Origin of the sequence: Kitasatospora sp. NPDC087861, assembly GCF_044742585.1 — a bacterium.
GTDB lineage: Bacteria > Actinomycetota > Actinomycetes > Streptomycetales > Streptomycetaceae > Kitasatospora.
In genome coordinates this window covers 458,615-477,483 of sequence record NZ_JBIUUS010000001.1, presented here as the reverse complement: position 1 = coordinate 477,483, position 18,869 = coordinate 458,615, and the positions used below count along the sequence as shown (strand labels likewise).

14 protein-coding genes and 1 tRNA gene are annotated in these 18,869 nt (G+C 70.5%); all 15 read right to left on the bottom strand.

Annotated features, from left to right (window positions below):
• Positions 1–22: 22 nt before the first annotated feature.
• The 15 genes from ACIOJE_RS02150 to ACIOJE_RS02080 all read right to left on the bottom strand — a co-directional run bounded on the left by ACIOJE_RS02150 (position 23) and on the right by ACIOJE_RS02080 (position 18,852).
• Complete coding sequence (locus ACIOJE_RS02150; RefSeq protein ID WP_280675194.1) at positions 23–1,237, bottom strand: cytochrome P450; 1,215 nt, start codon at positions 1,235–1,237, stop codon at positions 23–25.
• A gap of 162 nt (positions 1,238–1,399) precedes the next feature.
• Positions 1,400–2,140 carry an SIR2 family NAD-dependent protein deacylase gene (locus ACIOJE_RS02145; RefSeq protein WP_400772717.1) on the bottom strand — a complete coding sequence of 247 codons (741 nt, stop codon included), beginning with the start codon at positions 2,138–2,140 and terminating at the stop codon, positions 1,400–1,402.
• Positions 2,141–2,306: 166 nt separating this feature from the next.
• Complete coding sequence (locus ACIOJE_RS02140) at positions 2,307–2,945, bottom strand: hypothetical protein (RefSeq protein ID WP_400772716.1); 639 nt, start codon at positions 2,943–2,945, stop codon at positions 2,307–2,309.
• A gap of 139 nt (positions 2,946–3,084) precedes the next feature.
• Entirely contained in the window at positions 3,085–3,765 is a 681-nt protein-coding gene (locus tag ACIOJE_RS02135) for a response regulator (RefSeq protein ID WP_400772714.1), read from the bottom strand.
• Positions 3,762–4,949: a sensor histidine kinase gene (locus ACIOJE_RS02130; protein ID WP_280675202.1), complete on the bottom strand. Its 1,188-nt coding sequence runs from the start codon at positions 4,947–4,949 to the stop codon at positions 3,762–3,764. The genes ACIOJE_RS02135 and ACIOJE_RS02130 overlap by 4 nt, the downstream gene beginning before the upstream one ends.
• Before the next feature lie 82 nt (positions 4,950–5,031).
• Positions 5,032–5,706 (bottom strand): DUF4097 family beta strand repeat-containing protein, encoded by a 675-nt coding sequence (locus ACIOJE_RS02125; RefSeq protein WP_400772712.1) that lies wholly within the window; start codon positions 5,704–5,706, stop codon positions 5,032–5,034.
• A 169-nt stretch (positions 5,707–5,875) separates the two neighbouring features.
• Positions 5,876–5,949 (bottom strand) — tRNA-Met (locus ACIOJE_RS02120).
• Positions 5,950–6,093: 144 nt separating this feature from the next.
• Positions 6,094–9,987 carry a DNA-directed RNA polymerase subunit beta' gene (locus ACIOJE_RS02115; RefSeq protein ID WP_280675206.1) on the bottom strand — a complete coding sequence of 1,298 codons (3,894 nt, stop codon included), beginning with the start codon at positions 9,985–9,987 and terminating at the stop codon, positions 6,094–6,096.
• A 98-nt stretch (positions 9,988–10,085) separates the two neighbouring features.
• Positions 10,086–13,562: a DNA-directed RNA polymerase subunit beta gene (rpoB, locus tag ACIOJE_RS02110; protein WP_400772709.1), complete on the bottom strand. Its 3,477-nt coding sequence runs from the start codon at positions 13,560–13,562 to the stop codon at positions 10,086–10,088.
• Between the two features lie 701 nt (positions 13,563–14,263).
• Complete coding sequence (rplL, locus tag ACIOJE_RS02105) at positions 14,264–14,647, bottom strand: 50S ribosomal protein L7/L12 (protein WP_280675210.1); 384 nt, start codon at positions 14,645–14,647, stop codon at positions 14,264–14,266.
• Positions 14,648–14,735: 88 nt separating this feature from the next.
• Entirely contained in the window at positions 14,736–15,299 is a 564-nt protein-coding gene (gene rplJ / locus ACIOJE_RS02100; RefSeq protein WP_063348937.1) for a 50S ribosomal protein L10, read from the bottom strand.
• 359 nt (positions 15,300–15,658) lie between these two features.
• The gene (locus tag ACIOJE_RS02095; RefSeq protein ID WP_280675212.1) at positions 15,659–16,534 is read right to left on the bottom strand and encodes a hypothetical protein; all 876 of its coding nucleotides are present in this window, start codon (positions 16,532–16,534) and stop codon (positions 15,659–15,661) included.
• 73 nt (positions 16,535–16,607) lie between these two features.
• Complete coding sequence (locus ACIOJE_RS02090; protein WP_400772708.1) at positions 16,608–16,988, bottom strand: hypothetical protein; 381 nt, start codon at positions 16,986–16,988, stop codon at positions 16,608–16,610.
• A 113-nt stretch (positions 16,989–17,101) separates the two neighbouring features.
• Positions 17,102–17,941: a hypothetical protein gene (locus ACIOJE_RS02085; protein ID WP_400772706.1), complete on the bottom strand. Its 840-nt coding sequence runs from the start codon at positions 17,939–17,941 to the stop codon at positions 17,102–17,104.
• A 125-nt stretch (positions 17,942–18,066) separates the two neighbouring features.
• Positions 18,067–18,852 carry a hypothetical protein gene (locus tag ACIOJE_RS02080; protein WP_280675216.1) on the bottom strand — a complete coding sequence of 262 codons (786 nt, stop codon included), beginning with the start codon at positions 18,850–18,852 and terminating at the stop codon, positions 18,067–18,069.
• Positions 18,853–18,869: the final 17 nt, after the last annotated feature.

Sequence of the window (18,869 nt, the reverse complement as noted above, 5' to 3'; positions counted from 1 at the left end):
ACCTCGGCTCCAGACCTCGGCTCTAGACCTCGACCAGCAGTTCCTTGAGTCCCCGGATCACGTAGCCCGGGTTCCACTCGGGTTCGCGGGTCAGCCGCAGCTCCGGCGCGCGGCGCAGGAGGGTGCCGTAGGACTCGGTGAGCTCCAGTCTGGCAAGGGGGGCGCCGAGACAGAAGTGGATTCCGGCGCCGAAGGTGATGTGGGGGTTGTCGGTGCGGGCGAGGTCGAGGCGGTCGGGGTCGGTGAAGCGCTCGGGGTCGCGGTTGGCGGAGCCGAAGAGGAGGGCGATCTCGGAGCCGCGCGGGATGGTGACGCCGCGCAGCTCGATGTCCTCCAGGACCCACCGCTCGAACATCTGCAGCGGGGTGTCCCAGCGCATCAGTTCCTCGACGGCGGTGGGCAGCAGCTCGTCGACCGAGCCGCGCAGCCGGGCGAGTTCACCGGGGTTGCGGAACAGCGCCCACCAGCCGTTGCCGGTGGTGTTGACGGTCGCCTCGTGGCCGGCGTTGAGCAGCAGCACGCAGGTGGAGATCATCTCCTGCTCGCTGAGCGCGTCGGCGCCCTCCTGGGCCTGGATCAGCGCGCTGATCAGGTCGCCGCCGGGGGCGGTGCGGCGTTCGCGGATGAGGGCGCGCAGGTAGTCGGAGAACTCGGTGCTCGCGGTGACGGCCCGGCGGGCGGCCTCCTCGGTCGGGTTGAGCTCGAACATGCCGGTGATGTCGGCGGACCAGGGCCGCAGCAGGTGGCGGTCGCTCTCCGGTACGCCGAGCATCTCGGCGATCACGGCGACCGGCAGCGGCTCGGCGACGGTGGCGATCAGGTCACCGCCGCCGGCCGCGAGCAGGTCGTCGACGAGTTCGCCGGCGAGCCGCCGCACGGTCGGCCGCAGGCCCTCGACCATGCGCGGGGTGAAGGCCTTGGAGACCAGCCGGCGGATCCGGGTGTGGTCGGGGGCCTCCAGGTCGAGCAGCCCGTGGTCGTTGAGGGTGTGGAAGGGCTCGTGCGCCGGATCGGGCTCGGGCCGGCCGAACTCCTGGTGGCTGAAGCGGTGGGTGTAGGTACGGCCGAGCCGCCGGTCCCGCAGGAGCGCGCTGACGTCCTCGTGGCGCGAGACGAGCCACTGCCCGGTCGGCTCGAAGTACGTCACCGGCGCGTGCTCGCGCAGTTCGGCGTACGCGTCGTACGGGTGGGCCACGAACGCCGCCGACCAGGGGTCGAACTTCGCCGTCGTCGTCATCGGTCGATCACTCCAGGCCGTGAGGGGGAGCCAGAAGGATCATCGTACGCATGCGGCTCGTCCGCTCTAAGGCCCTTCATTTCAGGCCCCCTTCGTTCATGCCCCCTTCGTTTCAGCCCACCCCCTTCCGCCCAGGGCCCCCTTCCGCCCAGGGCCCTTCGCTCAAGCCCTCTCGGCGACCAGCCACCGCACCAGCTCCGGCAGGGCCCGGGAGATCGGCTCCCGGATCACCTCGTCGGCGGCCTCGTCGTACGGCGTCGGCTCGGCGTTCAGGATGATCAGCCTCGCCCCGCGCTTCACCGCGTTGTCCGGCAACGCCGCCACCGGGAACACCTGCAGGCTGGTACCGACCGCGATGAACAGGTCGCAGGCGCGGGCGATCGAGTCGGCCTGCCCGAGCACCTCCGGGTCCAGGTTCTCGCCGAACATCACCGTGCGCGGCTTCAGGATCCCCCCGCACGCACGGCAGGCCGGGTCCGGCTCCCCCGCCTCGACCCGGGCCAACGCCTCCGCCATGTCGCCGGTCACCCGGCAGCGCAGGCACTGCACCTCCCGCGCGGTGCCGTGCAGTTCGAGCACCTTGCGGGCGGGCAGGCCGGCCCGCTGGTGCAGCCCGTCCACGTTCTGGGTGAGCACCCGCAGCGGCAGCCCGGAGCGCTCCAGGTCGACCAGCGCCCGGTGCCCGGCGTTCGGTTCGGCGGCCAGCGCGCCGGTCTCCAGCCGCATCAGCCAGGCCCGCCGCCGCACCTCGGGATCGGCGCGGTACGGGCCGATGGTGACCAGCTCCTGGGCCGACGGGTCGCGCTGCCAGAGTCCCTGCGGGCCGCGGTAGTCGGGGATACCGGAGTCGGTCGAGATGCCCGCGCCGGTGAGCACGGCGATCAGGGGACGCTTCGCGTTCATGCCCCGGACGGTACGGGCGGGCCGGCCGGGCCGCCACCGAAAATCCGACTGCGTCGCGTCAACTCCCGCCGCACAGCGGGCCGATCCTCCGGACGCGCCGGGGCGGACGGGCGCCCGCTCCTCCCCTGCGGGAGCGGCCGCCCGTCCGTGCCCACCGCCCGTCCGGTCAGGCCAGCGCCGGACGGGCCGCACCGCCGAGCCGGGCCAGCGGGGCCAGCGCCGCCAGGTAGCAGACGGCCGCCAGCGGGATCAGCGCCAGGTCGACCCCCGAGGCGGCGGTGCCGACCAGCATCAGCACCGGGCTCCACCAGCGCAGCGTCCGGGCCGGGCCGACCGAGGCGGCGACCAGCAGCGCCAGCAGGCCGACGTAGAACAGCAGCGGGCCGACCTGGTAGACGGCCGGCAGCACCCCCGGGACGCCCTGGACGCGGTCGAACAGCCGCGACTGTTCGGCCTTGTCCGCCGCCGCCAGGCCGACGTACAGGTCGATCCCGATCTGCACTAGCGAGGCCGCCAGGCCCGCGAACGCCGTCCCCAGCGCGGCCCCGGCCACCAGCCGCCCGGCCGTCGTGCCGCGCCGGGCGAGCAGCCCGTGCAGGGCGAGCAGGACCGGGGCGAACAGCAGCAGCCCGGCGAACATCGCGGTGTGGCCGGCCGTCCAGCCGAGGCCGGGCTCCCGGGAGCCCGGCACCAGCCGGATCCCCCCGTACAGGGCCATCAGCACGGGGGCGCCGACGACGGCGTAGGTGGTGAGGCGGGTGTTCCGGGCGTTCCAGGTGCTCTGGGCGTTCCGAGTGGCGTTCATCTGACGATCTCCCTGCGGTGGTCCGTTCCGACGCCACCGATGCTGTCCGCCGCACCCCTCGTCCCGGATCGCCCGCACCGGCGAACCCGCCGCCTCCCCCGCACGGGGGAGGTCCGACCGTGGCCCCGCCCGCCGGGCCCTACGCCTCCCCCGCCACCACCGCTCCCGCCTCGTACGCGAACACCACCGCGTGCACCCGGTCCCGCAGCCCCAGCTTGCTCAGCACATTGCTGACGTGCGTCTTCACGGTGTGCTCGCTGACCACCAGCTCGGCCGCGATCTCCGCGTTGGACAGCCCGCGCGCCAGCAGCCGCAGCGTCTCCCGCTCGCGCAGGGTGAGTTGCTCCAGCAGCTTGGACGGCGGCCGCACCGCCCGCTCGGGCGCGCCCGGGCGGCGGGCGGCGAACTCGCTGATCAGCCGCCTCGTCACCGAGGGCGCGAGCAGCGCCTCCCCGGAGGCCACCATCCGCACCCCGTGGGCCAGGTCGTCCCGCCGGACGTCCTTGAGCAGGAAGCCGCTGGCGCCCGCGTACAGCGCGTCGAAGACGTAGTCGTCCACGTCGAAGGTGGTCAGCATGATCACCTTGGTGGACGGGAACTCGGCGCAGACCCGGCGGGCCGCCTCCAGCCCGTCCATGACCGGCATCCGGACGTCCAGCAGCAGGACGTCCGGACCGTGGGTGCGGACCGCCTCGATCGCCTCCGCGCCGTCGCAGGCCTCGGCCACCACCTCGATGTCGGGCTGCGCGTCCAGGATCATCCCGAACCCGGCCCGCACCAGCTCCTGGTCGTCCGCGACGACCACCCGAATCGGCTTCATCCGCCCACCTTCTCGACCACGCCCGCCGCCCCCAACGGGAGCCGGGCACTCACCAGGAAGCCCCTGCCCTCCGGCCCGGGGCCGGCCTCGGCCCGCCCGCCGCAGGCCACCGCCCGCTCCCGGATGCCGACCAGCCCGCGACCGCCGGACCAGCCGTTCGGCGGGCCGGCGGCGGTCACCGGCAGCCCGCGGCCGTTGTCGGACACCACCACCTCCAGGGCGTCCCCGACCCGCCGCACCCGGACGGCCGCCCGGTCGGCGCCGGAGTGCTTGACCGTGTTGGTCAGCGCCTCCTGCACGATCCGGTACGCCGCCGCCTGCAGGTCGGCGGGTACCGCGCCCGGCCCGTCGGGCAGTTCGAGCTCCACCGCCAGTCCGGCCCGGCGCACCCGCTCGGCCACGTCGGCGAGTTCGGCCAGCCGGGGCTGCGGGGCCAGCACCGGACCGGCCCCCTCCTCCTTCAGCACCCCGAGGACGCGCCGCAGTTGGACCATCGCGTCACGGCCCGCGTCGGCGATGGTGTCGAACGCGCGGACCGCCCGGTCCGGGTTGGAGTGCACCACCAGCGGCCCGGCCTCGGCCTGGATGATCATCAACGAGACGGCGTGCGCCAGGATGTCGTGCATCTCCCGGGCGATCCTGGCCCGCTCCTCCGCGACCGCCCGGGCCGCGTCGCTCGCCGCCCGCTCGCCGGTCTCCCGGGCCCGCTCCGCCTGCACCCGGGCCAACTGCCGCTGGGCGCGCACCAGCGAGCCGAACACGAAGGTGCCGACGGAGGTGACCAGGCTGAAGAACGCGCCGTTCGGGGAGTGGGTGCCGAGCACGTTGCCGACCACCACCACCGCCAGCACGCTCCACCGCGCCCGCTCCGAGGACCGCTCCGCCACCGTGTAGAAGGAGATCACCCCGGACAGCGGCACCTGGGGGTTCGCCGAGTGCGCCACGACCGAGATCACCAGCGACGGTACGGTCGCCAGCACCAGCACCGCCAGCGGCCACCGGCGACGCCAGGGCAGCGGCAGCGCGGTCGCCACCGCGAGCAGATAGATCCACCAGGACCGGACCGTCGTGTCCTGGTACACCGCCCAGACCGCGACCCCCGCCGCGGCCGCCGCCAGCAGCGAGTCCGGCACATACGGACTCAGCCCGGCCGACCAGCTCCGCCAGCGCACCGCTCGCACCACTGCCGCCCCTCCCCCGTAGCCGGGGGCGCCGCCCCCGCGGAGAAGATCATGCCCTACCGGCAGGGCCTCCGGAACGGCCCGGTCAGAGAGCACTGACCGTCACACCGCCGGTCCCGGTCCGCGCCGTGATGCTGCGCGCCGCACCCGGCTGCGAGGGGATCCTGACGTCCACCCCGCCGGCCCCGGCGTGCGCGTCCACCGCGTACGCCTCCCCGGCCGGCACCGCCACCCGCACCCCGCCGGTCGAGGCCTTCGCCTCCACCTTCTCGGGGGCGGCCGCGAAATCGACCCGCACCCCGCCGGTCCCGGTGCTCAGCCGGACGTCCTTCGAGGTCAGCCCGGTGGCCTCGACCCCGCCGGTCTCCACCGTGGCCTCCACCTCGGCGGCCAGCCCGACCAGCCGCACCCCGCCGGTCTCCTGGGTCACCCGCACCTTCGTCCCGGCCGGCACCTGCACGGTGTACCCGACGCCGCAGCCGCGGCAGTCGTACGTCAGCCGCAGCACGCCGTCCTTCACCTCGTGGGTGGTCCGCGGCACGTCGCCCCGGTAGTTCTGCTCCTCGACCACGTGCACCGCGTCGCCGCCGCCGGTCACCACGATCCCGCCGGTGTGCGCGTCGACCACCAGCTCCCTGACCGGCTCCGCGACGCCGTAGCCCACCGTCCGGTGCTCCTGGTCGTCCCCGACGGGCAGGCAGGCCGACATCCCCACCAGGACCGCCCCCGTGATCGCCACCGCGCCCAGCATCCGCTTCATGTCCGGTCCCCTTCGAAAGCCCCGTCTTCCGCCGACCAGCCTTCCCCGACCGCCCCCTCACCCGCCTCCCCCACCAGAGCGGTTCCACGCCCTCCCCCGCACGGGGGAGGGCCGGTCCCGGGAACGCCGAAGGGCCCGGAGGCTGAATGCCTCCGGGCCCTTCGATGTGTAGCGGGGACAGGATTTGAACCTGCGACCTCTGGGTTATGAGCCCAGCGAGCTACCGAGCTGCTCCACCCCGCGTCGGTAAACATGACTCTACGCGACTTCAGCCGGATTACCTAACCGGCCTCCCAAACCCGGGTGACCTGCGGAAACGCCGCAGGGCAAAACGCCGCAGGGCGGCCACCCCGCGAGGGGTGACCGCCCTGACAGCCGAACTCCGACTCAGCCGGTGTACGGGCCGTAGTCGTAGTCGTCCAGCGGGACCGCCTGGCCGGAGCCGGCGCCGAAGGGCGACAGGTCGTAGTCGTCGTAGCCGACGGCCGAGTACATCGCGGCCTTGGCCTCCTCGGTCGGCTCGACCCGGATGTTGCGGTAGCGGGGCAGACCCGTACCGGCCGGGATGAGCTTACCGAGGATGACGTTCTCCTTGAGGCCCAGCAGCGGGTCCGACTTGGCGTGGATCGCCGCGTCGGTGAGGACCCGGGTCGTCTCCTGGAAGGAGGCGGCCGACAGCCAGGACTCGGTGGCCAGCGAGGCCTTGGTGATACCCATCAGCTGCGGACGGCCGGAGGCGGGGTGACCGCCCTCGGAGACCACACGACGGTTCTCGGTCTCGAAGCGGCCGCGCTCGACGAGCTCGCCCGGGAGCAGCTCGGCGTCGCCCGACTCGATGATCGTCACGCGGCGGAGCATCTGCCGGATGATGATCTCGATGTGCTTGTCGTGGATCGACACGCCCTGCGAGTTGTAGACCTTCTGGACCTCGGCGACCAGGTGGACCTGGACGGCCCGCTGGCCCATGATGCGCAGAACGTCGTGCGGGTTGGTGGCACCCATGGTCAGCTTCTGGCCGACCTCGACCGCCTCGCCCTCGCCGACCAGCAGCTTCACACGCTTGGAGACGGGGTAGGCGATCTCCTCGCTGCCGTCGTCCGGGGTGATGACGATCTTGCGGGTCTTCTCGGTGTCCTCGATCCGCGCCCGGCCGGTGGCCTCCGAGATCGGGGCCACACCCTTGGGGGTACGGGCCTCGAAGAGCTCGACGACACGCGGCAGACCCTGGGTGATGTCGTCACCGGCCACACCACCGGTGTGGAAGGTACGCATGGTCAGCTGGGTACCGGGCTCACCGATGGACTGGGCGGCGATGATGCCGACCGCCTCACCGATGTCGACCAGCTTGCCGGTGGCCAGCGAGCGCCCGTAGCACATGGCGCAGGTGCCGACGGCCGACTCACAGGTCAGGATCGAGCGGGTCTTGACCTCGGCGATGCCGTGGCGGATCAGCTCGTCGATCAGCACGTCACCGAGGTCGGTGTTGGCGGTGGCCAGCAGCTTGCCGTCGACGGTGATGTCCTCGGCGAGCATGCGGGCGTACACGCTGGTCTCGACGTCGTCGGCCTTGCGCAGCACGCCGTCCGCACCCACGGAGCCGATCGCCAGCTTCAGGCCGCGCTCGGTGCCGCAGTCCTCCTCGCGAATGATGACGTCCTGGGAGACGTCGACCAGACGACGGGTGAGGTAGCCGGAGTCGGCGGTACGGAGGGCGGTGTCCGCCAGACCCTTACGGGCACCGTGGGTGGAGATGAAGTACTCCAGCACGGTGAGACCCTCACGGAACGACGCCTTGATGGGTCGCGGGATGGTCTCGTTCTTGGCGTTCGACACCAGACCACGCATACCGGCGATCTGGCGCATCTGCATCATGTTTCCACGAGCACCCGAGTCGACCATCATGAAGATGGGGTTCGTCTTCGGGAAGTTCTCGTTCATGGCCTCGGCAACCTCGTTGGTCGCCTGGGTCCAGATGCCGATGAGCTCCTGCTTGCGCTCGTCGTTGGTGATCAGGCCGCGCTCGTACTGACGCTGGACCTTCTCCGCCTTCGCCTCGTAGCCCTCCAGGATCTGGGGCTTGTTCGGCGGGACGACGACGTCGGAGATCGAGACGGTGACGCCCGAGCGGGTCGACCAGTGGAAACCGGACGCCTTCAGGTTGTCCAGGGTCGCCGCGACGACGACCTTGGGGTAGCGCTCCGCCAGGTCGTTGACGATCGCGGAGAGCTGCTTCTTGCCCACCTCGTAGTCGACGAACGGGTAGTCCTCGGGCAGCAGCTCGTTGAAGAGCGCGCGGCCCAGGGTGGTGGTCAGGCGGAACGGCTCGCCGTCGAACCAGGTCGACTGGCCGTCCTCGTCCACCGGCGGGGTCCAGCCGCGCGGCGGGACGGTGCCGGCCGGCAGGCGCAGCTCGATCGGGGCCTGGACGTCCAGGTCGCGGGCGTCGAAGGCCATGATCGCCTCGGCGGTCGACGAGAAGGTGCGGCCGGCGCCCTTCACGTTGTCGCGGTCCGAGGTCAGGAAGAACAGACCGAGCACCATGTCCTGGGTCGGCATGGTGACGGGGCGACCGTCGGCCGGCTTCAGGATGTTGTTCGAGGACAGCATCAGGATGCGGGCCTCGGCCTGCGCCTCCGCGGAGAGCGGCAGGTGGACGGCCATCTGGTCACCGTCGAAGTCCGCGTTGAACGCGGTGCAGACGAGCGGGTGGATCTGGATGGCCTTGCCCTCGACCAGCTGCGGCTCGAAGGCCTGGATGCCGAGGCGGTGCAGGGTGGGCGCACGGTTCAGCAGGACGGGGTGCTCGGCGATGACCTCTTCGAGCACGTCCCACACGACCGGGCGGGCCCGCTCGACCATGCGCTTGGCCGACTTGATGTTCTGCGCGTGGTTCAGGTCGACCAGGCGCTTCATCACGAACGGCTTGAAGAGCTCCAGCGCCATGGCCTTCGGCAGACCGCACTGGTGCAGCTTGAGCTGCGGGCCGACGACGATGACCGAACGGGCCGAGTAGTCGACGCGCTTGCCGAGCAGGTTCTGACGGAAACGACCCTGCTTGCCCTTCAGCATGTCGCTGAGGGACTTCAGCGGGCGGTTGCCCGGGCCGGTGACCGGACGGCCGCGGCGGCCGTTGTCGAACAGGGCGTCGACGGCCTCCTGGAGCATGCGCTTCTCGTTGTTCACGATGATCTCGGGCGCGCCGAGGTCGAGAAGCCGCTTCAGGCGGTTGTTGCGGTTGATCACGCGGCGGTACAAGTCGTTCAGGTCGGAGGTCGCGAAGCGGCCACCGTCCAGCTGCACCATCGGACGCAGGTCCGGCGGGATGACCGGGACGCAGTCCAGCACCATGCCGTTGGGCTTGTTGGTGGTCTGCAGGAACGCGGAGACGACCTTGAGGCGCTTCAGCGCACGGGTCTTCTTCTGGCCCTTGCCGGTGCGGATGATCTCGCGCAGGCGCTCGGACTCCTCCGCCAGGTCGAAGGTCTCCAGGCGGTCCTTGAGGGCCGCCGCGCCCATCGAGCCGGAGAAGTAGGTGCCGAAGCGGTCGCGCAGCTCGCGGTAGAGCAGCTCGTCGCCCTCGAGGTCCTGGACCTTGAGGTTCTTGAAGCGGGCCCACACCTCGTCGAGGCGGTCGAGCTCGCGCTGCGCACGGTCGCGCAGCTGCTTCATCTCGCGCTCGGCGCCTTCGCGCACCTTGCGGCGCACGTCGGCCTTGGCGCCCTCGGCCTCCAGCTCGGCCAGGTCGGTCTCGGCCTTCTTGGCACGGGCCTCGAGGTCGGAGTCGCGGCGGTTCTCGATCTGCTGACGCTCGACCGAGACGTGCGCCTCCAGGGACGGCAGGTCGCGCTGGCGGCGCTCGTCGTCGACCCAGGTGATCATGTAGGCGGCGAAGTAGATGACCTTCTCGAGGTCCTTCGGCGCCAGGTCGAGCAGGTAGCCCAGGCGGGACGGCACGCCCTTGAAGTACCAGATGTGGGTGACCGGGGCGGCCAGCTCGATGTGGCCCATCCGCTCACGGCGCACCTTGGCGCGGGTCACCTCGACGCCGCAGCGCTCACAGATGATGCCCTTGAAGCGGACGCGCTTGTACTTACCGCAGTAGCACTCCCAGTCCCGGGTGGGGCCGAAGATCTTCTCGCAGAAGAGTCCGTCCTTTTCGGGCTTCAGGGTGCGGTAGTTGATGGTCTCCGGCTTCTTGACCTCGCCGTGCGACCACTGGCGGATGTCGTCGGCGGTGGCCAGGCCGATGCGGAGCTCGTCGAAGAAGTTGACGTCAAGCACTGGTCGTCAAGCCCTCTTTCGTAAGTCGAGAGTCGTTCATGTGGTCTGAGGGGGGCCTGGGGGCGGGCCGGCTGCGCGGGCAGCCGGCCCAACCTCCGTCAGACCTCTTCGACGCTGCTCGGCTCGCGCCGGGACAGGTCGATGCCGAGCTCCTCGGCGGCGCGGAACACGTCCTCGTCGGAGTCCCGCATCTCGATGGACTGGCCGTCCGAGGACAGCACCTCCACGTTGAGGCAGAGCGACTGCATTTCCTTGATGAGAACCTTGAAGGACTCGGGAATGCCGGGCTCGGGGATGTTCTCGCCCTTGACGATGGCCTCGTAGACCTTCACACGGCCGAGGACGTCGTCGGACTTGATGGTGAGCAGCTCCTGCAGCGCGTAAGCAGCGCCGTACGCCTCAAGGGCCCACACCTCCATCTCACCGAAGCGCTGACCACCGAACTGCGCCTTACCACCGAGCGGCTGCTGGGTGATCATCGAGTACGGACCGGTCGAACGGGCGTGCAGCTTGTCGTCGACCAGGTGGTGCAGCTTGAGGATGTACATGTAGCCGACCGAGACCGGCATCGGGAACGGCTCGCCGGAGCGGCCGTCGAACAGCCGGGCCTTGCCGGTGGAGTTCACCAGGCGCTCACCGTCACGGGTGAGGGTGGTGTTGTCCAGCAGGCCGGTGATCTCGTCCTCGCGGGCGCCGTCGAAGACCGGGGTGGCGAGGTTGGTGCCGCCCTGGACGGTGTCGGCGCCGATCGCCTGGAGGCGCTGGGCCCACTCGTCGGCGAGGCCGGAGACGTCCCAGCCCTGCTTCGCGAGCCACCCGAGGTGGATCTCCAGGACCTGTCCCGGGTTCATTCGGGACGGGACACCCAGCGGGTTGAGGATGATGTCGACCGGGGTGCCGTCCTCCAGGAACGGCATGTCCTCGACCGGCAGGATCTTGGAGATGACGCCCTTGTTGCCGTGACGGCCGGCGAGCTTGTCACCGTTGGTGATCTTGCGCTTCTGGGCCACGTAGACGCGCACCAGCTGGTTCACGCCCGGGGGAAGCTCGTCCCCCTCCTCGCGGTCGAAGACGCGCACGCCGATGACCTTGCCGGACTCACCGTGCGGGACCTTCAGCGAGGTGTCGCGGACCTCGCGCGCCTTCTCACCGAAGATCGCGCGGAGCAGGCGCTCCTCGGGGGTCAGCTCGGTCTCACCCTTCGGGGTGACCTTGCCGACGAGGATGTCGCCGGTGACGACGTCGGCGCCGATCCGGATGATGCCGCGCTCGTCGAGGTCGGCGAGGACCTCCTCGGAGACGTTCGGGATGTCCCGGGTGATCTCCTCGGGGCCGAGCTTGGTGTCACGGGCGTCGACCTCGTGCTCCTCGATGTGGATCGAGGAGAGGACGTCGTCCTGGACGAGGCGCTGCGACAGGATGATCGCGTCCTCGTAGTTGTGACCCTCCCACGACATGAACGCCACGAGCAGGTTCTTGCCGAGGGCCATCTCGCCCTCGTCGGTGCACGGGCCGTCGGCCAGCACCTGGTTGACCTCGACCCGGGCGCCCTCGTCCACGAGCACCTTCTGGTTGAAGGCGGTGCCCTGGTTGGAGCGGGTGAACTTGGCGGCGCGGTACGTGGTGTACGTGCCGTCGTCGTTGGCCACGGTGACGTAGTCGGCCGAGACCTCCTGGACGACACCCGACTTCTCGGCGGTGATGACGTCCGCGGCGTCGACGGCGCAGCGGTACTCCATGCCGGTACCGACCAGCGGAGCCTCGCTCTTCAGCAGCGGCACCGCCTGGCGCATCATGTTCGAGCCCATGAGCGCGCGGTTGGCGTCGTCGTGCTCGAGGAACGGGATCATGGCGGTCGCGACCGACACCATCTGGCGCGGCGAGACGTCCATGTAGTCGATCTCGGTGCCGGGGATGTAGTCGATCTCGCCGCCACGGCGGCGGACCAGGACGCGCGGCTCGGCGAAGGTCAGCTCCGCCGTCAGCGGGGCGTTGGCCTGCGCGATGACGTAGCGGTCCTCCTCGTCGGCGGTCAGGTAGTCGACCTGCTCGGTGACGACACCCTCGATGACCTTGCGGTACGGGGTCTCGATGAAGCCGAAGGCGTTGACCCGGCCGTACGAGGCCAGCGACCCGATCAGACCGATGTTCGGGCCTTCAGGGGTCTCGATGGGACACATGCGCCCGTAGTGCGAGGGGTGCACGTCACGGACCTCGAAGCCGGCGCGCTCACGGGAGAGACCACCGGGGCCGAGGGCCGACAGACGACGCTTGTGGGTCAGGCCCGACAGCGGGTTCGTCTGGTCCATGAACTGCGACAGCTGGCTGGTGCCGAAGAACTCCTTGATGGAGGCGACGACCGGCCGGATGTTGATCAGGGTCTGCGGCGTGATCGCCTCGACGTCCTGGGTGGTCATGCGCTCGCGCACGACGCGCTCCATACGGGCGAGACCCGTACGGACCTGGTTCTGGATGAGCTCGCCGACGTTGCGCAGGCGGCGGTTGCCGAAGTGGTCGATGTCGTCGACCTCGACCACGATGTCGCGACCGGTCTGGTCGTTCCACTCGGTCTCACCGGCGTGCAGCTTCACCAGGTACTTGATCGCACCGATGATGTCGGGCTCGGTGAGCACGCCGGAGTCCAGGGACTCGGCGTTGCCCAGCTTGCGGTTGACCTTGTAACGGCCGACCTTGGCGAGGTCGTAGCGCTTCGGGTTGAAGTACAGGTTCTCCAACAGCGTCTGCGCCGCCTCGCGCGTGGGCGGCTCGCCCGGGCGCAGCTTGCGGTAGATGTCCAGCAGCGCGTCGTCCTGGCCCTGGGTGTGGTCCTTCTCCAGGGTGTTGCGCATGGACTCGTACTCGCCGAACTCCTCGAGAATCATCTCGTTGGTCCAGCCGAGCGCCTTGAGCAGCACGGTGACGGACTGCTTGCGCTTGCGGTCGATGCGGACGCCGACCATGTCGCGCTTGTCGATCTCCATCTCCAGCCAGGCACCACGCGAGGGGATGACCTTGCAGGAGTAGATGTCCTTGTCGGACACCTTGTCCAGGGTGGAGTCGAAGTACACACCCGGGGAGCGGACGAGCTGCGACACGACGACACGCTCGGTGCCGTTGATCACGAACGTGCCCTTGTGGGTCATGAGCGGGAAGTCGCCCATGAAGACCGTCTGAGACTTGATCTCACCGGTCTCGTTGTTGGTGAACTCGGCCGTGACGAAGAGCGGGGCCGCGAACGTGAAGTCACGGTCCTTGCACTCGTCAATGGAGTTCTTCGGCGGCTCGAAACGGTGGTCGCGGAAGGTCAGAGACATCGACCCGCTGAAGTCCTCGATCGGGGAGATCTCCTCGAAGATCTCCTCCAGACCGGACTTGGTGGGGACGTCCAGACCGTTCTCCAGCGCCTCCTCGACCCGGGACTTCCAGGCCGCATTGCCGAGCAGCCAGTCAAAGCTCTCGGTCTGCAGGGCCAGGAGGTTCGGTACCTCGAGGGGCTCCTTGATCTTCGCGAAGGAGACGCGGAGCGGGGCGGTGGATGCGGCGGAATTGTTCGAGGCGTTGCGCGGCGCGGCCAAGAGGGGGGTCCTTCCGAGGGCTCGGAGCTCACTACGCGCGTACCAGCCGGGCCTAACTGGGCTTGGTCCCGCCTCCCTCGCCACTGGCCTCTGCCGGGGATCGAAACCCCAGGTCAGAGCCGCTTTGCGGAGGCGATGCCAGACCCCTTCAGGGCAACGCAAACTCCGGGCGACGAGTCACGGAGCAGCTAACAGGCAGCGCAAAGGGACAGTGTAGCCAAAGGGCACACTGCTGTCCAGCTCTGATTCGGAAACCGAATCGGAGACTCCTCCCGGTAGCCGGCGGACGCGAACACCCACCGGGTACTGCACCGGCCCGGGCACTGCCCGGGCCCCATAACTCACGTGGAGTCATTTCCCGCCTGAGCCACTGGTTATGCATCCAGCGGCAAACCAACCGGGCGGACTCGCGCCTTGAGAATCGCGCGCCTCGCCGGGTTCGTCAAGGGCCCGCAGGCGGTGCGGACCTCGACCCGTTCATCGGCCGGGCGGCCCCCGGCGTTACAGAAGCCGTGGTGGGGGCCACCGTCGATGACGGTGATCACCATACCCGCCCGCACCGACGCTGCCGAGTGGGCTCTCGGCCACACCGGTGGTTCCCGGCCGTACGGCGGCCCTGGGCCTGGAACGCGAAAAGGCCGGGCCGACCACCCACAAGGGTGATCGGCCCGGCCTCAGGCCCCCTCAGAGGGGGCGAGAAGTCACTTGACGGTGACCTTGGCGCCGGCACCCTCGAGGGCGGCCTTGGCCTTCTCGGCAACGTCCTTGGCAACCTTCTCCAGGACCTTGGCACCAGCGGTGTCAACGAGGTCCTTGGCCTCCTTCAGGCCGAGGGAGGTCAGGGTGCGCACCTCCTTGATGACCTGGATCTTCTTGTCGCCGGCACCCTCGAGGATGACGTCGAACTCGTCCTGCTCGGCCTCGGCCTCGGCCGGGGCACCGGCAACGCCGGCGGCGGCAATGGCGACCGGGGCGGCGGCGGTGACGTCGAACTTCTCCTCGAAGGCCTTCACAAAGGCGGCCAGCTCGATGAGGGTGAGGCCCTCGAACTGCTCGAGCAGCTCGTCCTGGGACAGCTTCGCCATGATGGCGTCCTTCCACTAAATCGGCAGGTGGTGCCGTATGTACGGGTTGGGCGGGCACGGGCCCGCAGCGAGGCGTGAGCCTGCCGAATTACTCGGCGGCGGCGTCCTCGGCGGCGGGAGCCGGCGTACCGGCACCGCCCTGCTCGACCTTGTCGCGCAGCGCGTCCACAGTGCGGACGAGCTTCGACGGCAGGGCCTGGAAGAGCGCGGCAGCCTGGGACTGCTTGGCCTTCAGGGCACCCGCCAGCTTGGCGAGCAGCACCTCGCGGGACTCGAGGTCCGCGAGCTTCTTGATCTCATCGGCGGACAGCGCCTTACCGTCAAGGACACCGCCCTTGATGATGAGAGCGGGGTTCTCCTTGGCGAAGTCACGCAGAGCCTTCGCCGACTCCACCGGGTCACCGGTGACGAAGGCGACAGCCGTCGGACCGTTGAACAGGTCGTCGAGCTCCGAAATCCCGGCCTCATTGGCCGCGATCTTGGTCAGCGTGTTCTTCACCACGGCGTACTCGGCGTTCTCGCCGAGCGAGCGACGCAGGGTCTTAACCTGCTTCACCGAGAGACCGCGGTACTCGGTCAGCAGCGCCGCGGAGGAGCCACGGAACTTGTCCGTGATCTCGGCGACGGCGGCAGCCTTGTCGGGCCTTGCCATAGGCTTACGCCTCCTTCCGTGATGTCGAAGTCCGGCCGACCGCGAAAGTCGACCATTCACGCCTCGAACCAACCGGACGGAAGGAAAGCCCCTGCGGAAAAGCAGATGAGCCCCGGTGCGCAGGCGCACGGGGCTCGGTACGACCTCAACGGGCATGCGCGTGAACGCGGACCCGGAAGTCGAAGCTCCAGACACACCTGCGCGGGCTGACTGCGACGAAGCGCAGATCCTTCGGCCACCGGATCCCTTGCGGGGCGCGGCGACAACCAGCGGTCTTTGGCTTCGGTAACACTAACCGGACTCGCCCGTCCGGGGCAAATCGCCCCTGACCGGCCGAGATCGGCCGGGGCGGACGGGGCTCAGCGGGCCAGCGGGGAGACCGTCCGGGTACCGGTGTCCACGGTGTCCGACTCGGCCGGAGCCTGCACCGAGAGCAGGGCGCCGGCGAAGTCGGAGTAGAGCACCGAGTCGTCCGCCTGGCCGCTGTCCCCGCTGCCGGTACGCTGCAGCCTGACCAGCTGGTCCTTGTCGTTGAGCCAGAGGTCCAGGGTGAGCGAGAGCGAGCCGCCGGGGGCCAGCGCGGCCCGCAGGCCGTCCCGGCGGGACTGGGTCAGCTGGGTCTGGGCGGCCGCGTAGCGCTCGGCGGTGGTGGTGACCCGGTAGTGCTCGACCGTCGAGTCCTCGAACTTCTCCTCGCCGACGAAGCGGGCGTCCGCCCCGTCGACGGTGGCGGCGGCCAGCGCCTCGACCGGGTTCAGCAGGTCGATCAGCCCCGCGTACGGGACCTCCTTGTGGCCGTCCGGGTCGGGCGGGACGGCGAAGCGCTCCCAGTGCCGGCCGCCCTGGCGGGCCGCGGTGGCGGCGTCGCCGCCCTGGTAGGCGACGGTGTCCACGACGATCAGCTGCTCGGCGTCGGCCGGAGTGGAGCGCTTGATCTGGAGCGCCGTCTTGGGCTGCCAGAACAGCGGCCCGGATCCGGCGTCCGCGCCCAGCCGGTAGCTGACCTTGGCCCGGCGGGCGGTCTGCATGGCCAGCTGGGCGGAGAGCAGGACACCGTGCGGCGAGCGGTCGGTGGGCTTGGCCGGCCCGGTCGGCGAGGCGCTGGTCGGGGTCGAGGTCGGAGCCGGGCTGCTGGACGGCGTGGACGACGCGTCGCCGCCCCCGCCGCATCCGGTCAGCCCGCTCGCCAGCAGGACGACCGCGGCCAGTGCCGCCAACCGCTGCCGTCCCGCCATCGTCTGGTTCCTCCTCGCCCGCGTGCCGCGCCGGCGGCCCTGTCTCCCGGCCACCTTGCCACCCGGGCCCGGGTCAGCTGGTGGCGCCCCCCTTGCCGAGCTTCGCCAGCTCGGCCAGTTCCACCGTGTCGGACGCGTCCGGCGCCGGCGCGGTGACCGGGGTGCCGTAGTCCGAGTAGAGGACGGTGGCCTTGAACGCGCCGGCCTTGGTGTTGCCGGTCTCGGTCCGCTGGACGACCAGCTGGTCGGCGTCCACCCAGACGTCGATCCGCTCGCTGGTGAGGCCGGCCGTGGCCAGCTTCTGCTTGACCTGGTCGAGCTGCTCCTGGGTCACGCCCTTGCCGGCCATGGAGGCGATCTCGTCGGCGCTGAGTTCACCGGTGTAGTGGGTGGTGGCCTTGCCGTTCAGCGGCTCCTGCCCCACCTCGGTCACCTTGCCTGTCGCGATCAGCATCCGGACGCCCTCGACCGGGTCCGCTGAGAGCCCCGGGTGCGGTGTGCACCCGGGGCGTCAGCCGGTTGGTACGGATGGAGCCTCGTCGGCTCCGATGCGCGGGCTCGGCGGGATCAGCCGAGCAGCTTGAGGATGTCGGCGTCGCTGCCCAGGTCGGTGGCGGCAGGGGCCTCGATCCTGGCCGCCTTGCCGAGGTCGGAGTACTTGACCGTGACGGCGTCGTGCTCGCCGTTCTTGTCGCCGTACTCCTGGTACTGGACGAGTTCCTGTCGGCCGTTGAGCCAGAAGTCGACGGTGAGGGTCTTGCCGTCGTCGTCCAGGGACTTCTGGACGGCCGCGCGCTGGTCGGCCGACAGCGCCGGCATCCCGGCCACCATGGCGGAGGCGTCCTCGACCGCCCGCAGGTGGGTGACCTGGACGCCGTCGAGGCTCTCCTGGCCGACCTTGACGGGCTTGCCGCCCTGCGCGGCGAGGGTGAGCTGGACGACCGGGTTGACCAGCTGGCTCATCAGCAGGACGCCGTCGCCGAGTTCGTTCGAGGCGGGCAGCTTGAGCCAGTGCTTTCCGCCCATGGCCGCGGCCTCGGTGTCGCCGCCGCCGAGGTAGCCGTCGGTCCCGATCACCCGGAACCGGATCTTCTTGGTCTCCACCTCGCCGGTCAGGTCGACGGCCGTGCGGCTCGGGTCCTTCCAGTCGGCGTCGCCGTTGCCGGCGGTGTGGGTCGAGCCGTCCGGGGCGATCATGGTGACCTTGCCGTTGCCGGCCTTCTGCATCACCAGCGCGGCGGCGGCCAGCGCGGTCCTGGGGTCTCCGGTCAGCGCCGCGGCCACCGCGTCGCCGCCCTTGGCACCGCCGCTCGTGGCGTCCGCGGCGCCCTTGCTGCCGCAGGCGGTGGCGGCACCGAGCAGCACGGTCGCCGTGACGACGGTCGAGGCGAGGCGCACAGCACGCATGAAGTCCCCCGTGAGATCCGAACGATGAGATCCGAACGATCCGAAGAAGAGCCGATTTTCAGCTTCTTCTCACGCGGACTCTAACGGATCGCCAGAGGCCCCACGCACCGGATATCCCCGTCCTGTCACCCGTCCCCGGCAGGGGACTCATCGCCCACCCCGGGGGCCGAGACATCCGTCGTGGTCACCGTGGTTCCGGCACTCCCCCGGGCCGTCGCCCGCAGCCTCAGCAGCCGCTCGCCGGGCCCGACCCAGACGTCGTAGCCGATCGCCGCCACCCCCCGCTGCCGGTACCAGTCGACCACCGCGGCGAGCCGCTCCGGGGTCAACTCCTTGTCGTCGCTGAAGTATTCGGCCACCGGCGCGGAGCCCTGGTAGTGCGCGACGGTCATCCCGGCCAGCTGCTCGCCGCCGAGCGATCCGAGCTTCCCGGTCTGCGCGATCGCGTACGCGCGGCTGCCCGGGTTGGTGACGAGTCCGGTCATCCAGCCGCCCGCGTAGCCGCCCGGACCGGTGGCCGACCGCGAGTCGAGCGACTCGGCACTGTCCCGGTCCGCGTGCCTGGGCTGGGCGCCCTGGTAGCTGAGGTCGAGCTCGCCGTTGCGGGCGGTCAGCTGCCCGGTGCCCCGCTCGTCGGTGACGGTCAGCGCGGCCTCGTCCCGGGGGCCCCAGACCAGCGTGCCGCTCGCGGTGCGCCGGCCGGCCGGGCCCTCCTCGACCACGTCGATCCGGGCGCCGCCCGCGTCATCCAGCGCCTGGGCGGCGGCGAGCACCACCTGCCGGGGCGGCACGGCCGCGGCCTCGCCGCCGGGGGTCCGGGTCCCCGGAACGGCCAGCAGGCTGCACCCGGTGGTGGCGCCGAGCAGCAGCAGGGCCGCCGCCGCGGCGGCGGGGCGAAGGGTGGGCGGCACGGCACACTCCGACGGTC

Bases quoted from the DNA above. Each gene is read 5' to 3' on its own strand.
- ACIOJE_RS02145 (WP_400772717.1), bottom strand. From the start codon at position 2,140: ATGAACGCGAAGCGTCCCCTGATCGCCGTGCTCACCGGCGCGGGCATC.
- rplL (WP_280675210.1), bottom strand. From the start codon at position 14,647: ATGGCGAAGCTGTCCCAGGACGAGCTGCTCGAGCAGTTCGAGGGCCTC.
- ACIOJE_RS02090 (WP_400772708.1), bottom strand. From the start codon at position 16,988: ATGCTGATCGCGACAGGCAAGGTGACCGAGGTGGGGCAGGAGCCGCTG.
- rplJ (WP_063348937.1), bottom strand. From the start codon at position 15,299: ATGGCAAGGCCCGACAAGGCTGCCGCCGTCGCCGAGATCACGGACAAG.
- ACIOJE_RS02125 (WP_400772712.1), bottom strand. From the start codon at position 5,706: ATGAAGCGGATGCTGGGCGCGGTGGCGATCACGGGGGCGGTCCTGGTG.
- ACIOJE_RS02135 (WP_400772714.1), bottom strand. From the start codon at position 3,765: ATGAAGCCGATTCGGGTGGTCGTCGCGGACGACCAGGAGCTGGTGCGG.
- ACIOJE_RS02085 (WP_400772706.1), bottom strand. From the start codon at position 17,941: ATGCGTGCTGTGCGCCTCGCCTCGACCGTCGTCACGGCGACCGTGCTG.
- ACIOJE_RS02095 (WP_280675212.1), bottom strand. From the start codon at position 16,534: ATGGCGGGACGGCAGCGGTTGGCGGCACTGGCCGCGGTCGTCCTGCTG.
- ACIOJE_RS02150 (WP_280675194.1), bottom strand. From the start codon at position 1,237: ATGACGACGACGGCGAAGTTCGACCCCTGGTCGGCGGCGTTCGTGGCC.
- ACIOJE_RS02140 (WP_400772716.1), bottom strand. From the start codon at position 2,945: ATGAACGCCACTCGGAACGCCCAGAGCACCTGGAACGCCCGGAACACC.